Genomic DNA, 13,178 nt, shown 5'->3' with positions numbered 1-13,178 from the left:
CCACTTCGAGGAGTCGCATGATTACAGACCATGTGCTGGCGAATACGAAGGCAGCGCAGGCCGCAAGCGGTCCTGCCCGCCGCGCCATCCTCGTTTCCCTCTCCCCCTTCCGGCCGGCAGCGGCCCGCTCCACGCCGCGAGGTGCGCCCATGCAGTAACACGTCCCGCGCCGGCAGCATCCAAATCAACACGATCACACCAATAACGGAGACACGATTTTGGAGCTTTTCCTGCAACAAGTCCTCAACGGGCTGACCCTTGGAGGGGTCTACAGCCTGGTCGCACTCGGGCTCACGCTCGTCTATGGCATCCTGCACGTGCCGAACTTTGCCCATGGCGCCTTCTACATGGCGGGCGCCTATTCGGCCTTCTTCATCATGACGAAACTCGGCCTCAACTACTGGTGGGGCATGCTGGGCGCCGCCGTCGTGGTTGCGCTGATCTCGGTGCTGTCCGAGCGTTTGGTGTTCCACCCGCTGCGCAAGGCGCCCTACCTGCACCACATGATTGCGTCGATCGGCATCCTGCTGTTCCTGGAAGCGGGTGCGCAGGCGATCTGGGGCGCGGACTTCCACCGCATGGAGACGCCCTACACCCAGCTGCTCGAATTCGGCGGCCTCACCTTGCCGGCGCAGCGCCTCCTGATCATCGGCGCAGCCTTCCTGCTGGTGGCGCTCCTGCAGCTGTTCCTGAAAAAGACCATCACCGGCGCGACGATCGTCGCCATGGCCCAGAACCGCGAAGGCGCGGCCCTGGTCGGCATCGACGCCAACCGCGTCGCGATGCTGACCTTTGCGATCGCCGGCGCCCTGGCCGGGATGGCCGCCGTGCTGTACGCGCCGATCAACCTGGTCTATACCTCGATGGGCAACCTGGTCATCACCAAGGCCTTCGTCATCATCGTGCTGGGCGGGATGGGCAGTGTGCCGGGCGCCATCGTCGGCGGCCTGATCATCGGCTTCGCGGAAGCCTTCGGCGCCTTCTACATCTCGACCGACTACAAGGACATCATCGCCTTCGCTTTACTGGTGCTGATCCTGTCGGTGCGTCCGCAGGGCCTGTTCGCGAAAGGGGCGCACTGATGAAGCTCTTTAATTCAACCACCGGCTGGCTCCTGCTGCTGGCGCTCGCCCTGGCCTTCCCCTTCCTGGCCGGGAACGACTACCACCTGACCGTGATGTCGACCGCCTATATCTACGCGATCGCCACCATCGGCCTGAACCTGATCACGGGCTACACCGGCCAGTACAACCTCGCCCACAGCGGCTTCATGGCGGTCGGCGCCTACACGGTCGGCATCCTGACGGTCGACCACCAGGTGCCGTTCTGGATCGCCTTCCTGCTCGCGGGCGTGGTCGCCGCTGCCCTCGGCTTCTTCGTGGGCCTGGTGTCGCTGCGCCTGAAGACCCACTTCTTCTCGATTTTTACCCTCTGCGTCGGCTACATCATGTACCTGCTGATCGAGAAATGGGAAAGCCTGACCCACGGCACGGTCGGCATCATCGGCATCCCGGCGCCACCGAGCATCGGCAGCATCGATTTCACCGAGCCGCGTCCGCAGTACTACCTGGTGCTGCTGTTCCTGGTCGCGAGCCTGTGGATCATGCACCGCATCGTGCGCTCGCTGCTGGGCCGCACCTTCATGGCGATCCGCAACGGCGACGACCTGGCCCAGGCGCTCGGCATCAACCTGATGCGCAACAAGCTGCTCGCCTTCATGCTGTCCGTCTTCTTCGCCGGCCTGGCGGGCGGCCTGTATGCCGGTTTCGTGCGCTTCATCGGCCCTGGCGTGGCCAGCGTCGAGCATACCTTCGACATGACGATGTACATGCTGGTCGGCGGCATCGGCACCCTGCTCGGGCCCCTGCTGGGCGCGATCGGCGTGCCCTGGCTGACCCAGTACCTGCAGGTGCTGCAGGACTACCGCTTCGTCGTCTTCGGCCCGCTGCTGGTGATCCTCGTGATCTTCCTGCCCTACGGGATCGTCGGCACCTGGATGAACCGCAAGCGCAGGAAGGAAGCGCTGGCGGCCCAAGCCGCGGCCTCGTCCGCACCACGCGACCTGTCTTCGATCTCCACCGCGAAAGGAGCGACCCATGCTTGAAATCGATTCGCTCACCAAGCGCTTCGGCGGCCTGGCGGCCGTGAACGACGTCAGCGTCAGCTTCGCGCGCGGGACGATCAACGCCATCATCGGCCCGAACGGCGCCGGCAAGACCACCTTCTTCAACCTGGTCAGCGGAGCGATCGCGCCCACCTCGGGCAAGGTGGTCTTCGACGGCCGCGACGTGACCGGCCTGCGCGCCGACCAGGTGGCACGCCTGGGCATGGCGCGCACCTTCCAGAGCACGACCCTGTTCGACACGGCCACCGTCCTCGACAACCTGATCGTCGGCCACCGCCTGCGGACGAAATCCTCGCTGCTCGACGTCGTGCTGGGGACGAAACGCCTGAAGGACGAGGAACGGATCTGCCGCGAGAAGGCACGCCAGGCGCTGGATTTCGTGGGGCTTGGCCATGTCGAGAACCGCATCGCGGGCGACATCTCGCAGGAAGAAAGGAAGCGCGTCGCCTTTGCACTGGCCCTGTCGACCGATCCGACCCTGCTGCTGCTGGACGAACCGGCCGGCGGCGTGAATCCCGAGGAAACCGTGGGCCTTGCGGCGCTGATCCGCAAGATGGCCGACAGCGGCCTGACCGTCTGCCTGATCGAACACAAGATGGACATGATCATGAACCTCGCCGACAAGATCCTGGTGCTCAATTACGGCGAAAAGATCGCCGAGGGCACGCCCGCCGAGATCCGCGCCAACCCGGTCGTGATCGAAGCCTACCTGGGGAGCGAACATGCTGCGGCTTGACAAGGTCTCCCTCTCCTACGGCAGCTTCCGCGCGCTGCACGACGTCTCCATCCACGCCGAAGAAGGCGAACTGGTGGTGCTGCTCGGTTCGAACGGCGCCGGCAAGAGCTCGATTTTCCTCACCATGAGCGGGCTGCAGCGCGCCGACGCGGGCAGCATCCGCTTCGGCAACCACGAGCTGGTCGGGCGCAAGCCTTCGCAGATCGTGGCCGACGGCCTGGTGCACTGCCCGGAAGGCCGCAAGCTGTTCCCGGGCATGTCGGTGCTGAAGAACCTGACGCTGGGCGCCTACGTGCACCGGCGCGACAGCAAGGGTACGCAAAAGACCCTGGACGAAGTGTTCGAGCTGTTCCCGATCCTGCATGAGAAGAAGGAGCAGGCGGCCGGCTCGCTGTCCGGCGGCCAGCAGCAGATGGTGGCGATCGGCCGCGCGCTGATGGGCCGCCCGAAGGCGCTGCTGCTGGACGAACCCTCGCTCGGCCTGGCGCCGCTGGTGGTGAAACAGATGTTCGAGGTGATCGCGCGCATCAACAAGGCCGGCACGACGGTGCTGCTGGCCGAGCAGAACGCGTACGCGGCGCTCAACATCGCCAGCCGCGCCTATGTGATCGAACAGGGCCACATCGTGATGGAAGGCGGCCGCGAGGAATTGCTGAACAACGCGCAAGTGCGCAAAGCGTATATCGGGGCGTAGATCCCGGGATGAAGAAGTAAAGCGTAGCACCCACAACAAGCAACTCTCAGGAGACACACACATGAAAGTGCAAGCCAAGTTCACCCGCCGCACCCTGCTGGCAGCCGCTGCAGCCACCCTCGCCTTCGCCGCCGGCGGCGCCCAGGCGCAGGAAGTCATCAAGATCGGCTACTCCGGACCGCTCTCCGGCGGCGCTGCGCTGTACGGCAAGAACGTCCTGAGCGGCATGGAAATGGCCGCCGCCGAAATCAATGCCAAGCCGCTCACCATCGGCGGCAAGAACTACAAGGTCGAGATCGTCCCGCTCGACGACAAGTACAACCCGGCCGAGACCGCCATCAACGTCCAGCGCCTGGTACAGCAGCACAAGACGGCCGCCGTGCTGGTGCCGCACTCGGGCGGCGTGTTCGCGGTCCAGGCTTTCAACGAAAAGGCAAACACGCTGCTGCTGGCGTACACCAGCCTGCCCCAGGTGACCGAGCGCGGCAACAAGCTGACGATCCGCATCCCGCCCGATTTCACCGGCTACATCGCTCCCTTCACCAAGGCCATGATGGCCAAGCACGGCAAGAACGTGGCCATGCTGCAAGCCGACCACGATTACGCCAAGGCCTGGGCAGCGGCCTTCAAGCCGGTCTGGGAAGGCGCCGGCGGCAAGATCGTCGCGGAAAACCCGATGTCCTACAACAAGGCGACCGATTTCTACAGCGGCGTGAGCCGTGCGGTGCAGGCCAAGCCGGACGTCATGTTCATCGGCGGCGCCTCGGAGCCGACCGCGCTGGTGGCCAAGCAGGCCCGCGAACTGGGCTTCAAGGGCGGCTTCATCATCCTCGACCAGGCCAAGATCGATGAGATGGCCAAGGTCGTGGGCGGCCTGGCGCCGCTGGAAGGCTCGATCGGCGTGATGCCGCTGGCAAACGACGACCGTCCGGAAGCGGTCGCCTTCACCCAGCGCTACCGCAAGCTCAATCCGGGCAAGGATCCGAGCACCGAGATCAGCCTGAACTATTCGACCGTGCACGCCACGGTTGCCGCCATGAAGCTGGCCGGCACCACGACCGATGCCACGGCGATCCGGGCGCAGATGCAGAAGGCCTTCACGACCTTGCCGCCGGAATACAACCCGAACGACATCGACGGCCTGGACAGCAAGGGCGGCACGATCGCCAATACCATCCTGGGCACGGTCGAGGGCGGCAAGATCAAGGGGCAGTTCCTGCGCGCCCTGAACGCCGGAAAATAAGCAACACGCGCACTACCTGACGACCGCCGGGAGCCGCGTATCCTGGCGGTCGTTGTCGTTGAACTGCGCCCGTTCGGAATACAGCGGGCTGGGCGCGACATACACGCGCGTTTCCTGACCCACGGTGCCGTTCGGCGCCACCTGGCTCAGGTTGAAGACCTGGACGATGGGGCTGGTATTGAAGGTCCAGGCAAATTCTCCCCCGCTACCGACAAAGCGGACAGTGTCGCCGCTGACGACGTTGATCGACTGTACCCCTGAGCCGAGGTTGACGGTACGGACGGCGGCTGCGCTTGGGACGCGCGAGCCGAGCAGGTCAGGACGCGGTTCGACCGCGCTGGCCGACATGCAGGCCGTCGCCAGCACTGCGGCGACGGCGGGAACAAACAGACGGGATGTCATGATGCGCTCCAAAGGAAAACCAGAAGATTCTTTATTCAATCTAGCTCCCGGAGCGCGGAATGTAAGCGGCATAGGAAAATAAAATGTCGCGGGACGGGCGCATTCACCAGGCGATTGCACCCGGATGATCACACGACACCGCGTTTCTTCAAGGCTTTCAAGGTCTCTTCCGACAAACCCAGCAAATCGGCAAGCACCTCGTTCGTGCCTTCTCCCAGCGTCGGCGGCGCGCTGCGCACCGGCAGGCGTTCGCCGTTGAAGCGGTAGGGCGACGACATCACATCGACCGTGCCCGCCACCGGATGCGGCATCTTGTTGACCAGGCCCGCCTCGACCGTTCGCGGCGAGGTCATCGCCTCGTACAGCCCCGCCACCTCGCCGCAGGGAATGCCGACCCGGGTCATGCGCTCCAGCAGCTCCTTGCGCTTGCGCGCGCCCACGGCCTGGCGCAGCTGGGGCACCAGTTCCTCGCGGTGTTTCGTGCGCTCGAGATTGGTCTTGAAACGCTCGTCCTCGGCCAGGTCGGGCCGCTCGATCACCTCGGTGCAGAAGCGCAAATACTGGCTGTTGTTGCCGACTGCAATCACCAGCGGACCGTCCTCGGCCTCGTACACCCCATACGGCATGATCGACGGATGGGCGTTGCCGTAGCGCGGCGGGTCGTTCCCGCGCAGCAGGGCTTCCAGCCCGTAATACGCCGTGATCATCAGGCCGCAGTCGAACAGGGCCATGCCGACGTGGCGTCCCAGGCCCGTCTTCTCGCGGTCGTACAGTGCCGCGAGCACGCCCTGGGCCGCGTACATCCCGGTCATCATGTCGACCGCGGCGACGCCGAATTTCAGCGGCGGCTGGGTCGGTTCGCCGTTCAGGGCCATCAGGCCGGCCTCGCCCTGGATCACGAGGTCGTAGCCGGGACGGGCCGCTTCCGGACCAGTGCGGTCATAGCCCGTGATCGAGCAGTAGATCAGGCCAGGCTGCTCTTCCTTCATCTGCTCGTAGCCCAGGCCCAGGCGCTCGATGTCGCCGAACTTGAAGTTCTGGATGACGATATCGCTTTTACGGATCAGGTCGCGCGCGATCTGCTGGCCTTCCGGGGTCTTCAGGTCGAGGCAAATGGAGCGCTTGTTGCGGTTGACGCTGTTGAAATAGGCGGTCTCGGTGGCGCCCACGCGCATGCCCCAGTCGCGGGTGTCGTCGCCGCGCTGCGGGTGCTCGACCTTGATCACTTCGGCGCCGAGGTCGCCCAGCACCATCGCGCACCAGGGTCCGGCCAGCACCCGCGACAGGTCGAGGACGCGCACGCCGGCCAGCGGCAGATTCGATTGTGTTGTCACGTTCAGTCTCCAGTGCGTCCGCGTAGGGAAGCGAAATCCGGCCTGCGTTTCTCGAAGAAGGCCTTGATGCCTTCCTGCGCTTCGTCGTCGCCCTGCGACTCGGCCATCAGCTGCGCTTCCAGGTCGAGCTGCTGGTCCAGGCTGGCGTGGCCCGCGTTGTCGCACAGGCGCTTGATGCGCGCGGCCGCGTTGGCGGGTCCGCCGGCGATGCGTTCGGCCAGTTGCACCGCTTCGGCCAGCGCCGCTCCGGGCGCCACCAGGCGGTTGACGGCGCCCAGCGCATGCAGGCGCTGCGCGGGAATCCGCTCGCCCAGCAGGCACAGCTCCATCATCTGCTGGCGCGGCAGGAACTCCGCCAGAAAGGCAGTCGCGCCGCCGTCCGGGCTCAGCCCCACCTTCACATAGGCCATCGTGAAGAAGGCATTCTCGGCCGCGACCAGCATGTCGCAGGCCAGCGCCATCGACATGCCGGCGCCGGCCGCGCCGCCTTCCACAGCCGCGATGACCGGCTTCGGGCAGGCGCGCAAGGCGCGGATCAGGTCGTGCAGGCGCCCGATTTTCTCCAGGCGCCCCGCCACCGGGAGTTCGCGCCGCGTCGCCAGCTGGCGCAAATCGCCGCCGGCGCAGAAGAAGTCGCCGTCGCCGGCAAAGACGATCGCGCCGATCGCAGGGTCGGCCGCAGCCTCGTTCAGCGCGGCGGGCAAGGCGTCGTACAGCGCCGGCGTGATCGCATTCCGTGCCGACGGATTGCTGTTGACGAGGATGCGCACCGCACCCTCGGTGCGGATCAGCAGCCCGCTCATGCCGGCTGCCGGCCGAGCGAAATGTAGCGCTCGAGGTGGTGGTCCTCGTCGCCCAGCTGGTGGTCGATCATCACCAGGCGCTTGGCGTAGTGCGCCAGCGGCAATTCCCAGGTCATGCCGATGCCGCCATGGAGCTGGATGCACTCTTCGGCCACCTTGGTGCCGATCCGGCCGATCGACATCTTGGCGGCGGACAGGGCGCGCTCGCGGGTAATGCGGTCTTCGCTGTCCAGCGCGGCGGCCGCGTTGATGACGGCGGAGCGTGCCTGCTCGATCTCCAGCAGCAGGTCGGCCATGCGATGCTGCAGGGCCTGGAAGCTGCCGATCGGGACGCCGAACTGCTTGCGGGTGCGCAGGTAGTCGAGGGTCGCTTCCTTGGCCGCTTCCATCGCGCCCAGGCTTTCCGCGCACAGGGCCAGGATGCCGCGGCCGACGGCGCGTTCCAGCGTCGCGTAAGCCGCGCCCTCTTCGCCCAGCAGCGCGCCGCGCTCCAGCAGCACGTTCTCGAAGCGCAGCTCGGCCACGTGGCCGCCGTCGATGGTCGGCGTGCCCTGCACGGTCAGGCCAGCGGTGCCGGCCGGGACCAGGAAGAGCGAGATGCCGTTTTGCTCGTCGACCGCGCCCGCAGTACGCGCGGAGACGACGAAGACGCCGGCCTGCTCGCCCAGCGCCACGACCGATTTCACGCCGTTCAGCGACCAGCCCTCGCCTTCGCGACGGGCGATGAGGCCGACGCGCGCCAGTTCGTAATGCGTGTCCGGCTCGTCATGCGCGAAACTGGCGATCGTGCTGCCGTCGGCGATCGACTCCAGCAGGCCGCGCTGGGTTTCGTTGCCGCTCCTTGCAATCGCTTCGGCCGCCAGCACCGCGCTCGCCAGCAGCGGTTCGAGCACCAGGCCGCGGCCCAGCGCTTCGAAGACCACCGCGATGTCGAAGCCGGCGCCGCCGAAGCCGCCGTCTTCCTCGCGCATCAGGGCGCCGACCGCGCCCAGTTCGGCGAAGTGGTTCCACATCTCGGGCGAATAGCCCTCGGCGCTGCCGGCGATCCTGTTACGCGTCTCGAAGTTGTAACGCTCGGCGATGAAGCGGTTCAGGCTGTCGGCGAGCATGCGCCGTTCTTCGGTATGTTCAAAGTTCATCTGACCTACTCCTTACAGTCCGAGGATCATCTTCGAGATGATGTTCTTCTGGATCTCGTTGGAGCCGCCGAAGATCGACAGCTTGCGGTTGTTGAAGTACTGGGCCGATGCGGCTGGCGCAAAATCGGGGCCGAAAGTCGGGCCCTGGTAGTCCGCATCGAGCATGTCCTGGGTGAAGGGGCGTGCATGCACGCCCATCGCACGCCGGGCCAGCGAGGTGATCTCCTGGCGGATCTCGGTGCCGCGGATCTTGAGCATCGAACTTTCCGCGCCCGGCACGCCGCCGCCGGCCACCGCCGCGATCACGCGCAGGTTGGTCGTCTTCATGTTCTCGAGATCGATCTCGACCCGCGCCAGGCGCGCGGCAAAGGCCGGGTCTTCCGACAGCGGCTTGCCGTTGCGGGTCTGGGTCGCGGCGATGCGCTTCAGGCGCGCGAGCGCCGCCACCGAGAAGCCGACGCCGGCGATGTTAGTGCGCTCGTAGGTCAGCAGGTACTTGGCGCAGGTCCAGCCGGCGTTCTCCTCGCCCACCAGGTTCTGGACCGGCACCCGCACGTCGGTGAAGAAGACCTCGTTGACTTCATGCTCGCCGTCGAGCGTGATGATCGGACGCACTTCGACGCCAGGGGAGTTCATGTCGATCAGCAGGAAGCTGATGCCGGACTGCTTCTTCGCCTCGCGGTCGGTGCGCACCAGGCAGAAAATCATGTTGGCGTGCTGGCCGAGCGTGGTCCAGGTTTTCTGGCCGTTGACGATGTAGTGCTCGCCCTCGGCGTCGGTCCCGCGTACGGCAGTGGATTTCACGGCCGCCAGGTCCGATCCGGCGCCCGGTTCCGAATAACCCTGGCACCACCAGTCGTCGCCGTTCAGGATGCGCGGCAGCCAGTAGGCCTTTTGCGCCTCGTTGCCGTACTTGATCAGCACCGGCCCGAGCATGTTGACGCCAAAGGGCACGATGCGCGGCGCATGGGCGATGGCGCTCTCGTTCTCGAAGATGAATTTTTCGACGGCCGTCCAGCCGGGGCCGCCGTATTGTTCGGGCCAGTGGTTCGCCAGCCAGCCGCGTTCATTGAGGATGGCGTGCCACTCCTCCATGTCGGCCTTGCTCAGGTGCTTGCCTTCGGCGACTTTATCGGACAGGCGCTTGGGGAGCTTATCGGCCAGGAAGGCGCGCACTTCGGCACGGAAGGCTTCTTCTTGCGGAGTGAAATTCAGGTCCATAGGTATCCTTAAATGCGTCCCTTAGAAAATCTCGAACAAGCCGGCGGCACCCATGCCACCCGCGATGCACATCGTGACGACAGCGTATTTTGCGCCACGGCGGCGGCCTTCCAGCAAAATGTGGCCGGCCAGGCGTGCGCCGGTCATGCCGAACGGGTGGCCGATCGAGATCGCGCCGCCGTCCACGTTCAGGCGCTCATCCGGAATACCCAGCTTTTGCTGGCAATAGATGGCCTGCGAAGCAAAGGCTTCGTTCAGCTCCCACAGGTCGATATCGTTCACCGTCAGGCCGAAGCGCTTGAGCAGTTTCGGCACCGCGAACACGGGACCAATGCCCATTTCGTCCGGCTCGCAGCCGGCGACCGCCATGCCGCGGAAGGCGCCCAGCGGGGCCAGGCCGAGGCGCTCGGCCTCTTTCGCTTCCATCATGACGCAGGCCGAGGCGCCGTCCGACAGCTGGGAGGCATTACCGGCGGTGACGAATTTTCCTTCGCCCATGACCGGCGCTAATTTTGCCAGGCCTTCATAGGTGGTGCCGCGCCGGTTGCAGGTGTCCTCGCTGACGGTCACTTCGCGCTGCGTGACTTCCTTCGTTTCCTTGTCGGTCACCGCCATCGTCGTGGTGCAGGCGACGATTTCCTCGGCATAGCGCCCGGCCAGCTGGGCTTCTTCGGTCTTGCGCTGGCTCTCGAAGGAGAAGCGGTCCTGGGCTTCGCGCGAGATGCCGTAGCGGGCGGCCACGATATCGGCGGTCTCAATCATCGGCATGTAGAGGGCCGGCTTGTTTTCGAGGATCCACGGGTCCATGCCCGAATCGCCGGAATCGCGGGTGCGGATCTGGGAGATCGATTCGACGCCGCCGGCGATCACGGCCGGGGCGCCGTCGACGACGATGCGGCCGGCGCCGATGGCGATCGCCTGCAGGCCCGAAGCGCAGAAGCGGTTCACGGTGGTGCCGGCGATCGAAATCGGCAGGCCGGCGCGGATGATGGTCTGGCGCGCGACGTTGCGGCCGGTCGTGCCTTCCGGGTAGCCGCAGCCGAGGATGGCGTCCTCGATCTGCTCCGGATCGATGCCAGAGCGCTCGACGGCGGCGCGCACGGCAAAGGCGGCCAGTTGCGGGCCGGTGGTGATGTTGAATTCGCCGCGGTGCGCTTTCGTGAGCGGGGTGCGGGCGGTTGAAACGATGACGGCTTCGCGCATGGCGAGTCTCCTGTGAGTGTTCTCTTATTTATTCAGGCTGGCGAAATTCGCGCCGCGCGCGACGAGATCGACCAGCAGCGGCGACGGCTTCCAGAACAGCGGATCTTCCTTCGCGAATTCCTGGATGTCGGCCAGGATCTTGTCCAGCCCGACCGTGTCGGCGTAGTGCATCGGGCCGCCGCGGTAGCGCGGGAAGCCGTAGCCGTGCACGAAGGTCACGTCGACGTCGAGCGGACGCAGGGCGATCTTCTGGTCCACCACGTTCGCGCCTTCGTTGATCATCGCCGCCAGGTAGCGGCGCACGATCTCCTCGTCGGTGAAGGTCTTCGGCGTCACGCCGGCGCGCCGGCGTTCGGCATCGATGATGGCTTCGACTTCCGGGTCGGGCGTGCCGACGCGGGCGCCGTCCGGATACAGGTAGTAGCCGCGGCCCGTCTTCTGGCCGAACCAGCCGCGTTCGCACAGGCGGTCCGGGATCTGCACATAGCGTGCTTGCGGGTCGCGCGTGGCGGCGCGGCGCTTGCGGGTGGCCCAGCCGATGTCGCCGCCGGCCAGGTCCGAGACCTGGAACGGTCCCATCGGATAGCCGAAGCCGCGCACCGCCTTGTCGATCTGGTAGGGAGAAGCGCCGTCTTCCATCATCATCTGGGCCGCCTGGCCATACACGGCCAGCACCCGGTTGCCGATGAAGCCGTCGCAGACGCCGGCGCGTACCGCGGTCTTTTTCAGTTTCTTCGCCAGCTCGAAGGCGGTGGCGACGACGTCGGCCGCGACTTTCGCCGGCACCACGATCTCGAGCAGCTTCATGATGTTCGCCGGCGAGAAGAAGTGCAGGCCGATCACGTCCTGCGGACGCGTGATGGAGGCGGCGATCTGGTCGATGTCGAGGTAGGAGGTGTTCGTGGCCAGCACGGCGCCTGGCTTGCAGACGCGGTCGAGTTCCTTGAACACCGCCTGCTTCACGGCCATGTCCTCGAACACGGCTTCGATCACCAGGTCGACCTGGCTCAAGGCATCGTAGGCGGTGCTGCCGCTCCAGCGGTTCATGATCGCTTCTTTCGCCTCGGGCTTGATGCGTCCCTTGGCGATCAGGCCGTCGTAGACCTTCTCCACGTTGGCGCGGCCGCGCGCCAGCGCTTCCTCGTCGCGCTCGATCATCACGACCGGCAGGCCGGCGTCCAGCACCGCCACGGCGATACCGGCGCCCATGGTGCCGCCGCCGACGATGCCGACGCTGTTGACTTCACGCGGCTGCGCGCTGCGGGTCTCGGGCGCCTTGGCCGCTTCGCGCTCGGCGAAGAAGGCGTGTACCAGGCCGGCGCGCTGCGGGCTGTCCAGGCAGGCGAGGAAGAGCGTGCGCTCCAGCGCCAGGCCCTCAAGGAATGGCAGGTCGAGCGCGCCCTGCACGGCGTCGACGATCTTCAGGGGCGAGAACAGGCCGCGCGCCTTCTTTCCTGTGTCGGCGCGGGCGGCGTCGATCGCGGCCTGGGTGGCTGGGCGGTCGGCCAGGGCCGTGCCTTCGCTGGTGCGGCGCGGCGCCGCGTTCGATGCAATCAGTTCGCGCGCATAGGCCAGGCCCGCGGCCACAGGGTCATCACCCTCTTCCACCTTGTCGACCAGGCCGAGCTTCAATGCTTCGCGCGCGCCGATGTGGCGGCCGCTCAGCATCAGCTCGAGTGCGGCAGCTGCGCCGATCAGGCGCGGCGTGCGCTGGGTGCCGCCGGCGCCGGGCAGGAGGCCGAGCAGCACTTCCGGCAGGCCCAGCCTGGCGTTGGCGAGGGCCACGCGGTAGTGCGCGCCGAGCGCCACTTCCAGGCCGCCGCCGAGGGCCGCGCCGTGGATGGCGGCGACGACCGGCTTCGAGCAGGCTTCGATGCGGTTGCAGACATCCGGCAGCGCGGGCGCCTGGGGCGGCTTGCCGAATTCACGGATGTCGGCGCCGCCAAGGAAGTTGCGGCCGGCGCCGAGCAGGACCACCGCCTTGACGGCCGGGTCGGCGTCGGCGGCTTCGATGGCCTCCATCAGGCCGCGCCGCACGTCGACGCCAAGCGCGTTCACGGGCGGGTTGTCGATCGTGACGACGAGGATATCGTCATGGCGGGCAGACGCGACGGCGGCGGCTCCAGCAGCTTCAGCGGTATTCATCAAGCCTGTCTCCTTGTAGGTTTTCGCCAAGCGTTTCGCTGTGCGGAATTATGTTTTGCAGATTGCGGCAAAAACTACGATACCGCATTTCCAACGGCGGTGTAAATGCCCTTGTTGGGGAGTCTTTACAGTC

General features: G+C 66.1%; 13 protein-coding genes. 6 read left to right on the top strand and 7 right to left on the bottom strand.

What is annotated here, in order from left to right:
- The first annotated feature begins 17 nt into the window (after positions 1-17).
- The 6 genes from LPB04_RS16740 (at position 18) to LPB04_RS16715 (ending at position 4,798) form a co-directional block, all read left to right on the top strand.
- A complete protein-coding gene (locus tag LPB04_RS16740; protein WP_193685643.1) occupies positions 18-158 on the top strand; it encodes a hypothetical protein in 141 nt (46 codons plus the stop codon).
- A gap of 60 nt (positions 159-218) precedes the next feature.
- Positions 219-1,082 carry a branched-chain amino acid ABC transporter permease gene (locus tag LPB04_RS16735; protein WP_193685642.1) on the top strand — a complete coding sequence of 288 codons (864 nt, stop codon included), beginning with the start codon at positions 219-221 and terminating at the stop codon, positions 1,080-1,082.
- On the top strand, positions 1,082-2,104 hold the full coding sequence (locus LPB04_RS16730) for a branched-chain amino acid ABC transporter permease (protein WP_193685641.1): 1,023 nt from the start codon (positions 1,082-1,084) through the stop codon (positions 2,102-2,104). Before LPB04_RS16735 ends, LPB04_RS16730 begins: the two co-directional genes overlap by 1 nt.
- Positions 2,097-2,861 carry an ABC transporter ATP-binding protein gene (locus tag LPB04_RS16725; protein WP_193685640.1) on the top strand — a complete coding sequence of 255 codons (765 nt, stop codon included), beginning with the start codon at positions 2,097-2,099 and terminating at the stop codon, positions 2,859-2,861. The genes LPB04_RS16730 and LPB04_RS16725 overlap by 8 nt, the downstream gene beginning before the upstream one ends.
- On the top strand, positions 2,848-3,555 hold the full coding sequence (locus LPB04_RS16720) for an ABC transporter ATP-binding protein (RefSeq protein ID WP_193685639.1): 708 nt from the start codon (positions 2,848-2,850) through the stop codon (positions 3,553-3,555). The genes LPB04_RS16725 and LPB04_RS16720 overlap by 14 nt, the downstream gene beginning before the upstream one ends.
- A 61-nt stretch (positions 3,556-3,616) precedes the next feature.
- Complete coding sequence (locus LPB04_RS16715; protein WP_193685638.1) at positions 3,617-4,798, top strand: ABC transporter substrate-binding protein; 1,182 nt, start codon at positions 3,617-3,619, stop codon at positions 4,796-4,798.
- A 12-nt stretch (positions 4,799-4,810) separates the two neighbouring features.
- Here the strand turns inward: LPB04_RS16715 and LPB04_RS16710 are convergent, their stop codons facing one another.
- From LPB04_RS16710 to LPB04_RS16680, 7 genes are all read right to left on the bottom strand, one after another.
- Positions 4,811-5,200: a CzcE family metal-binding protein gene (locus LPB04_RS16710; protein ID WP_193685637.1), complete on the bottom strand. Its 390-nt coding sequence runs from the start codon at positions 5,198-5,200 to the stop codon at positions 4,811-4,813.
- 128 nt (positions 5,201-5,328) lie between these two features.
- On the bottom strand, positions 5,329-6,534 hold the full coding sequence (locus LPB04_RS16705; RefSeq protein WP_193685636.1) for a CaiB/BaiF CoA transferase family protein: 1,206 nt from the start codon (positions 6,532-6,534) through the stop codon (positions 5,329-5,331).
- Positions 6,535-6,536: 2 nt separating this feature from the next.
- Positions 6,537-7,337 (bottom strand): oxepin-CoA hydrolase, alternative type, encoded by an 801-nt coding sequence (locus tag LPB04_RS16700; RefSeq protein ID WP_193685635.1) that lies wholly within the window; start codon positions 7,335-7,337, stop codon positions 6,537-6,539.
- Entirely contained in the window at positions 7,334-8,476 is a 1,143-nt protein-coding gene (locus tag LPB04_RS16695; RefSeq protein WP_193685634.1) for an acyl-CoA dehydrogenase family protein, read from the bottom strand. The genes LPB04_RS16700 and LPB04_RS16695 overlap by 4 nt, the downstream gene beginning before the upstream one ends.
- A 12-nt stretch (positions 8,477-8,488) precedes the next feature.
- Positions 8,489-9,697, bottom strand: a complete 1,209-nt coding sequence (locus LPB04_RS16690) for an acyl-CoA dehydrogenase family protein (protein ID WP_193685633.1) — start codon at positions 9,695-9,697, stop codon at positions 8,489-8,491.
- Positions 9,698-9,718: 21 nt separating this feature from the next.
- Positions 9,719-10,900 carry an acetyl-CoA C-acyltransferase gene (locus LPB04_RS16685; protein ID WP_193685632.1) on the bottom strand — a complete coding sequence of 394 codons (1,182 nt, stop codon included), beginning with the start codon at positions 10,898-10,900 and terminating at the stop codon, positions 9,719-9,721.
- A 24-nt stretch (positions 10,901-10,924) separates the two neighbouring features.
- Positions 10,925-13,045, bottom strand: coding sequence for a 3-hydroxyacyl-CoA dehydrogenase NAD-binding domain-containing protein (locus tag LPB04_RS16680; protein WP_193685631.1), 2,121 nt, complete (start codon positions 13,043-13,045; stop codon positions 10,925-10,927).
- Positions 13,046-13,178 lie beyond the last annotated feature (133 nt).

The organism is Massilia litorea (genome assembly GCF_015101885.1).
GTDB lineage: Bacteria > Pseudomonadota > Gammaproteobacteria > Burkholderiales > Burkholderiaceae_D > Telluria > Telluria litorea.
Note: the sequence above shows the minus strand (reverse complement) of the source record. Positions and strands in the feature narration are given on the sequence as shown.

Bases quoted from the DNA above. Each gene is read 5' to 3' on its own strand.
- LPB04_RS16700 (WP_193685635.1), bottom strand. From the start codon at position 7,337: ATGAGCGGGCTGCTGATCCGCACCGAGGGTGCGGTGCGCATCCTCGTC.
- LPB04_RS16710 (WP_193685637.1), bottom strand. From the start codon at position 5,200: ATGACATCCCGTCTGTTTGTTCCCGCCGTCGCCGCAGTGCTGGCGACG.
- LPB04_RS16695 (WP_193685634.1), bottom strand. From the start codon at position 8,476: ATGAACTTTGAACATACCGAAGAACGGCGCATGCTCGCCGACAGCCTG.
- LPB04_RS16740 (WP_193685643.1), top strand. From the start codon at position 18: ATGATTACAGACCATGTGCTGGCGAATACGAAGGCAGCGCAGGCCGCA.
- LPB04_RS16715 (WP_193685638.1), top strand. From the start codon at position 3,617: ATGAAAGTGCAAGCCAAGTTCACCCGCCGCACCCTGCTGGCAGCCGCT.
- LPB04_RS16730 (WP_193685641.1), top strand. From the start codon at position 1,082: ATGAAGCTCTTTAATTCAACCACCGGCTGGCTCCTGCTGCTGGCGCTC.
- LPB04_RS16720 (WP_193685639.1), top strand. From the start codon at position 2,848: ATGCTGCGGCTTGACAAGGTCTCCCTCTCCTACGGCAGCTTCCGCGCG.
- LPB04_RS16680 (WP_193685631.1), bottom strand. From the start codon at position 13,045: ATGAATACCGCTGAAGCTGCTGGAGCCGCCGCCGTCGCGTCTGCCCGC.
- LPB04_RS16690 (WP_193685633.1), bottom strand. From the start codon at position 9,697: ATGGACCTGAATTTCACTCCGCAAGAAGAAGCCTTCCGTGCCGAAGTG.
- LPB04_RS16725 (WP_193685640.1), top strand. From the start codon at position 2,097: ATGCTTGAAATCGATTCGCTCACCAAGCGCTTCGGCGGCCTGGCGGCC.
- LPB04_RS16685 (WP_193685632.1), bottom strand. From the start codon at position 10,900: ATGCGCGAAGCCGTCATCGTTTCAACCGCCCGCACCCCGCTCACGAAA.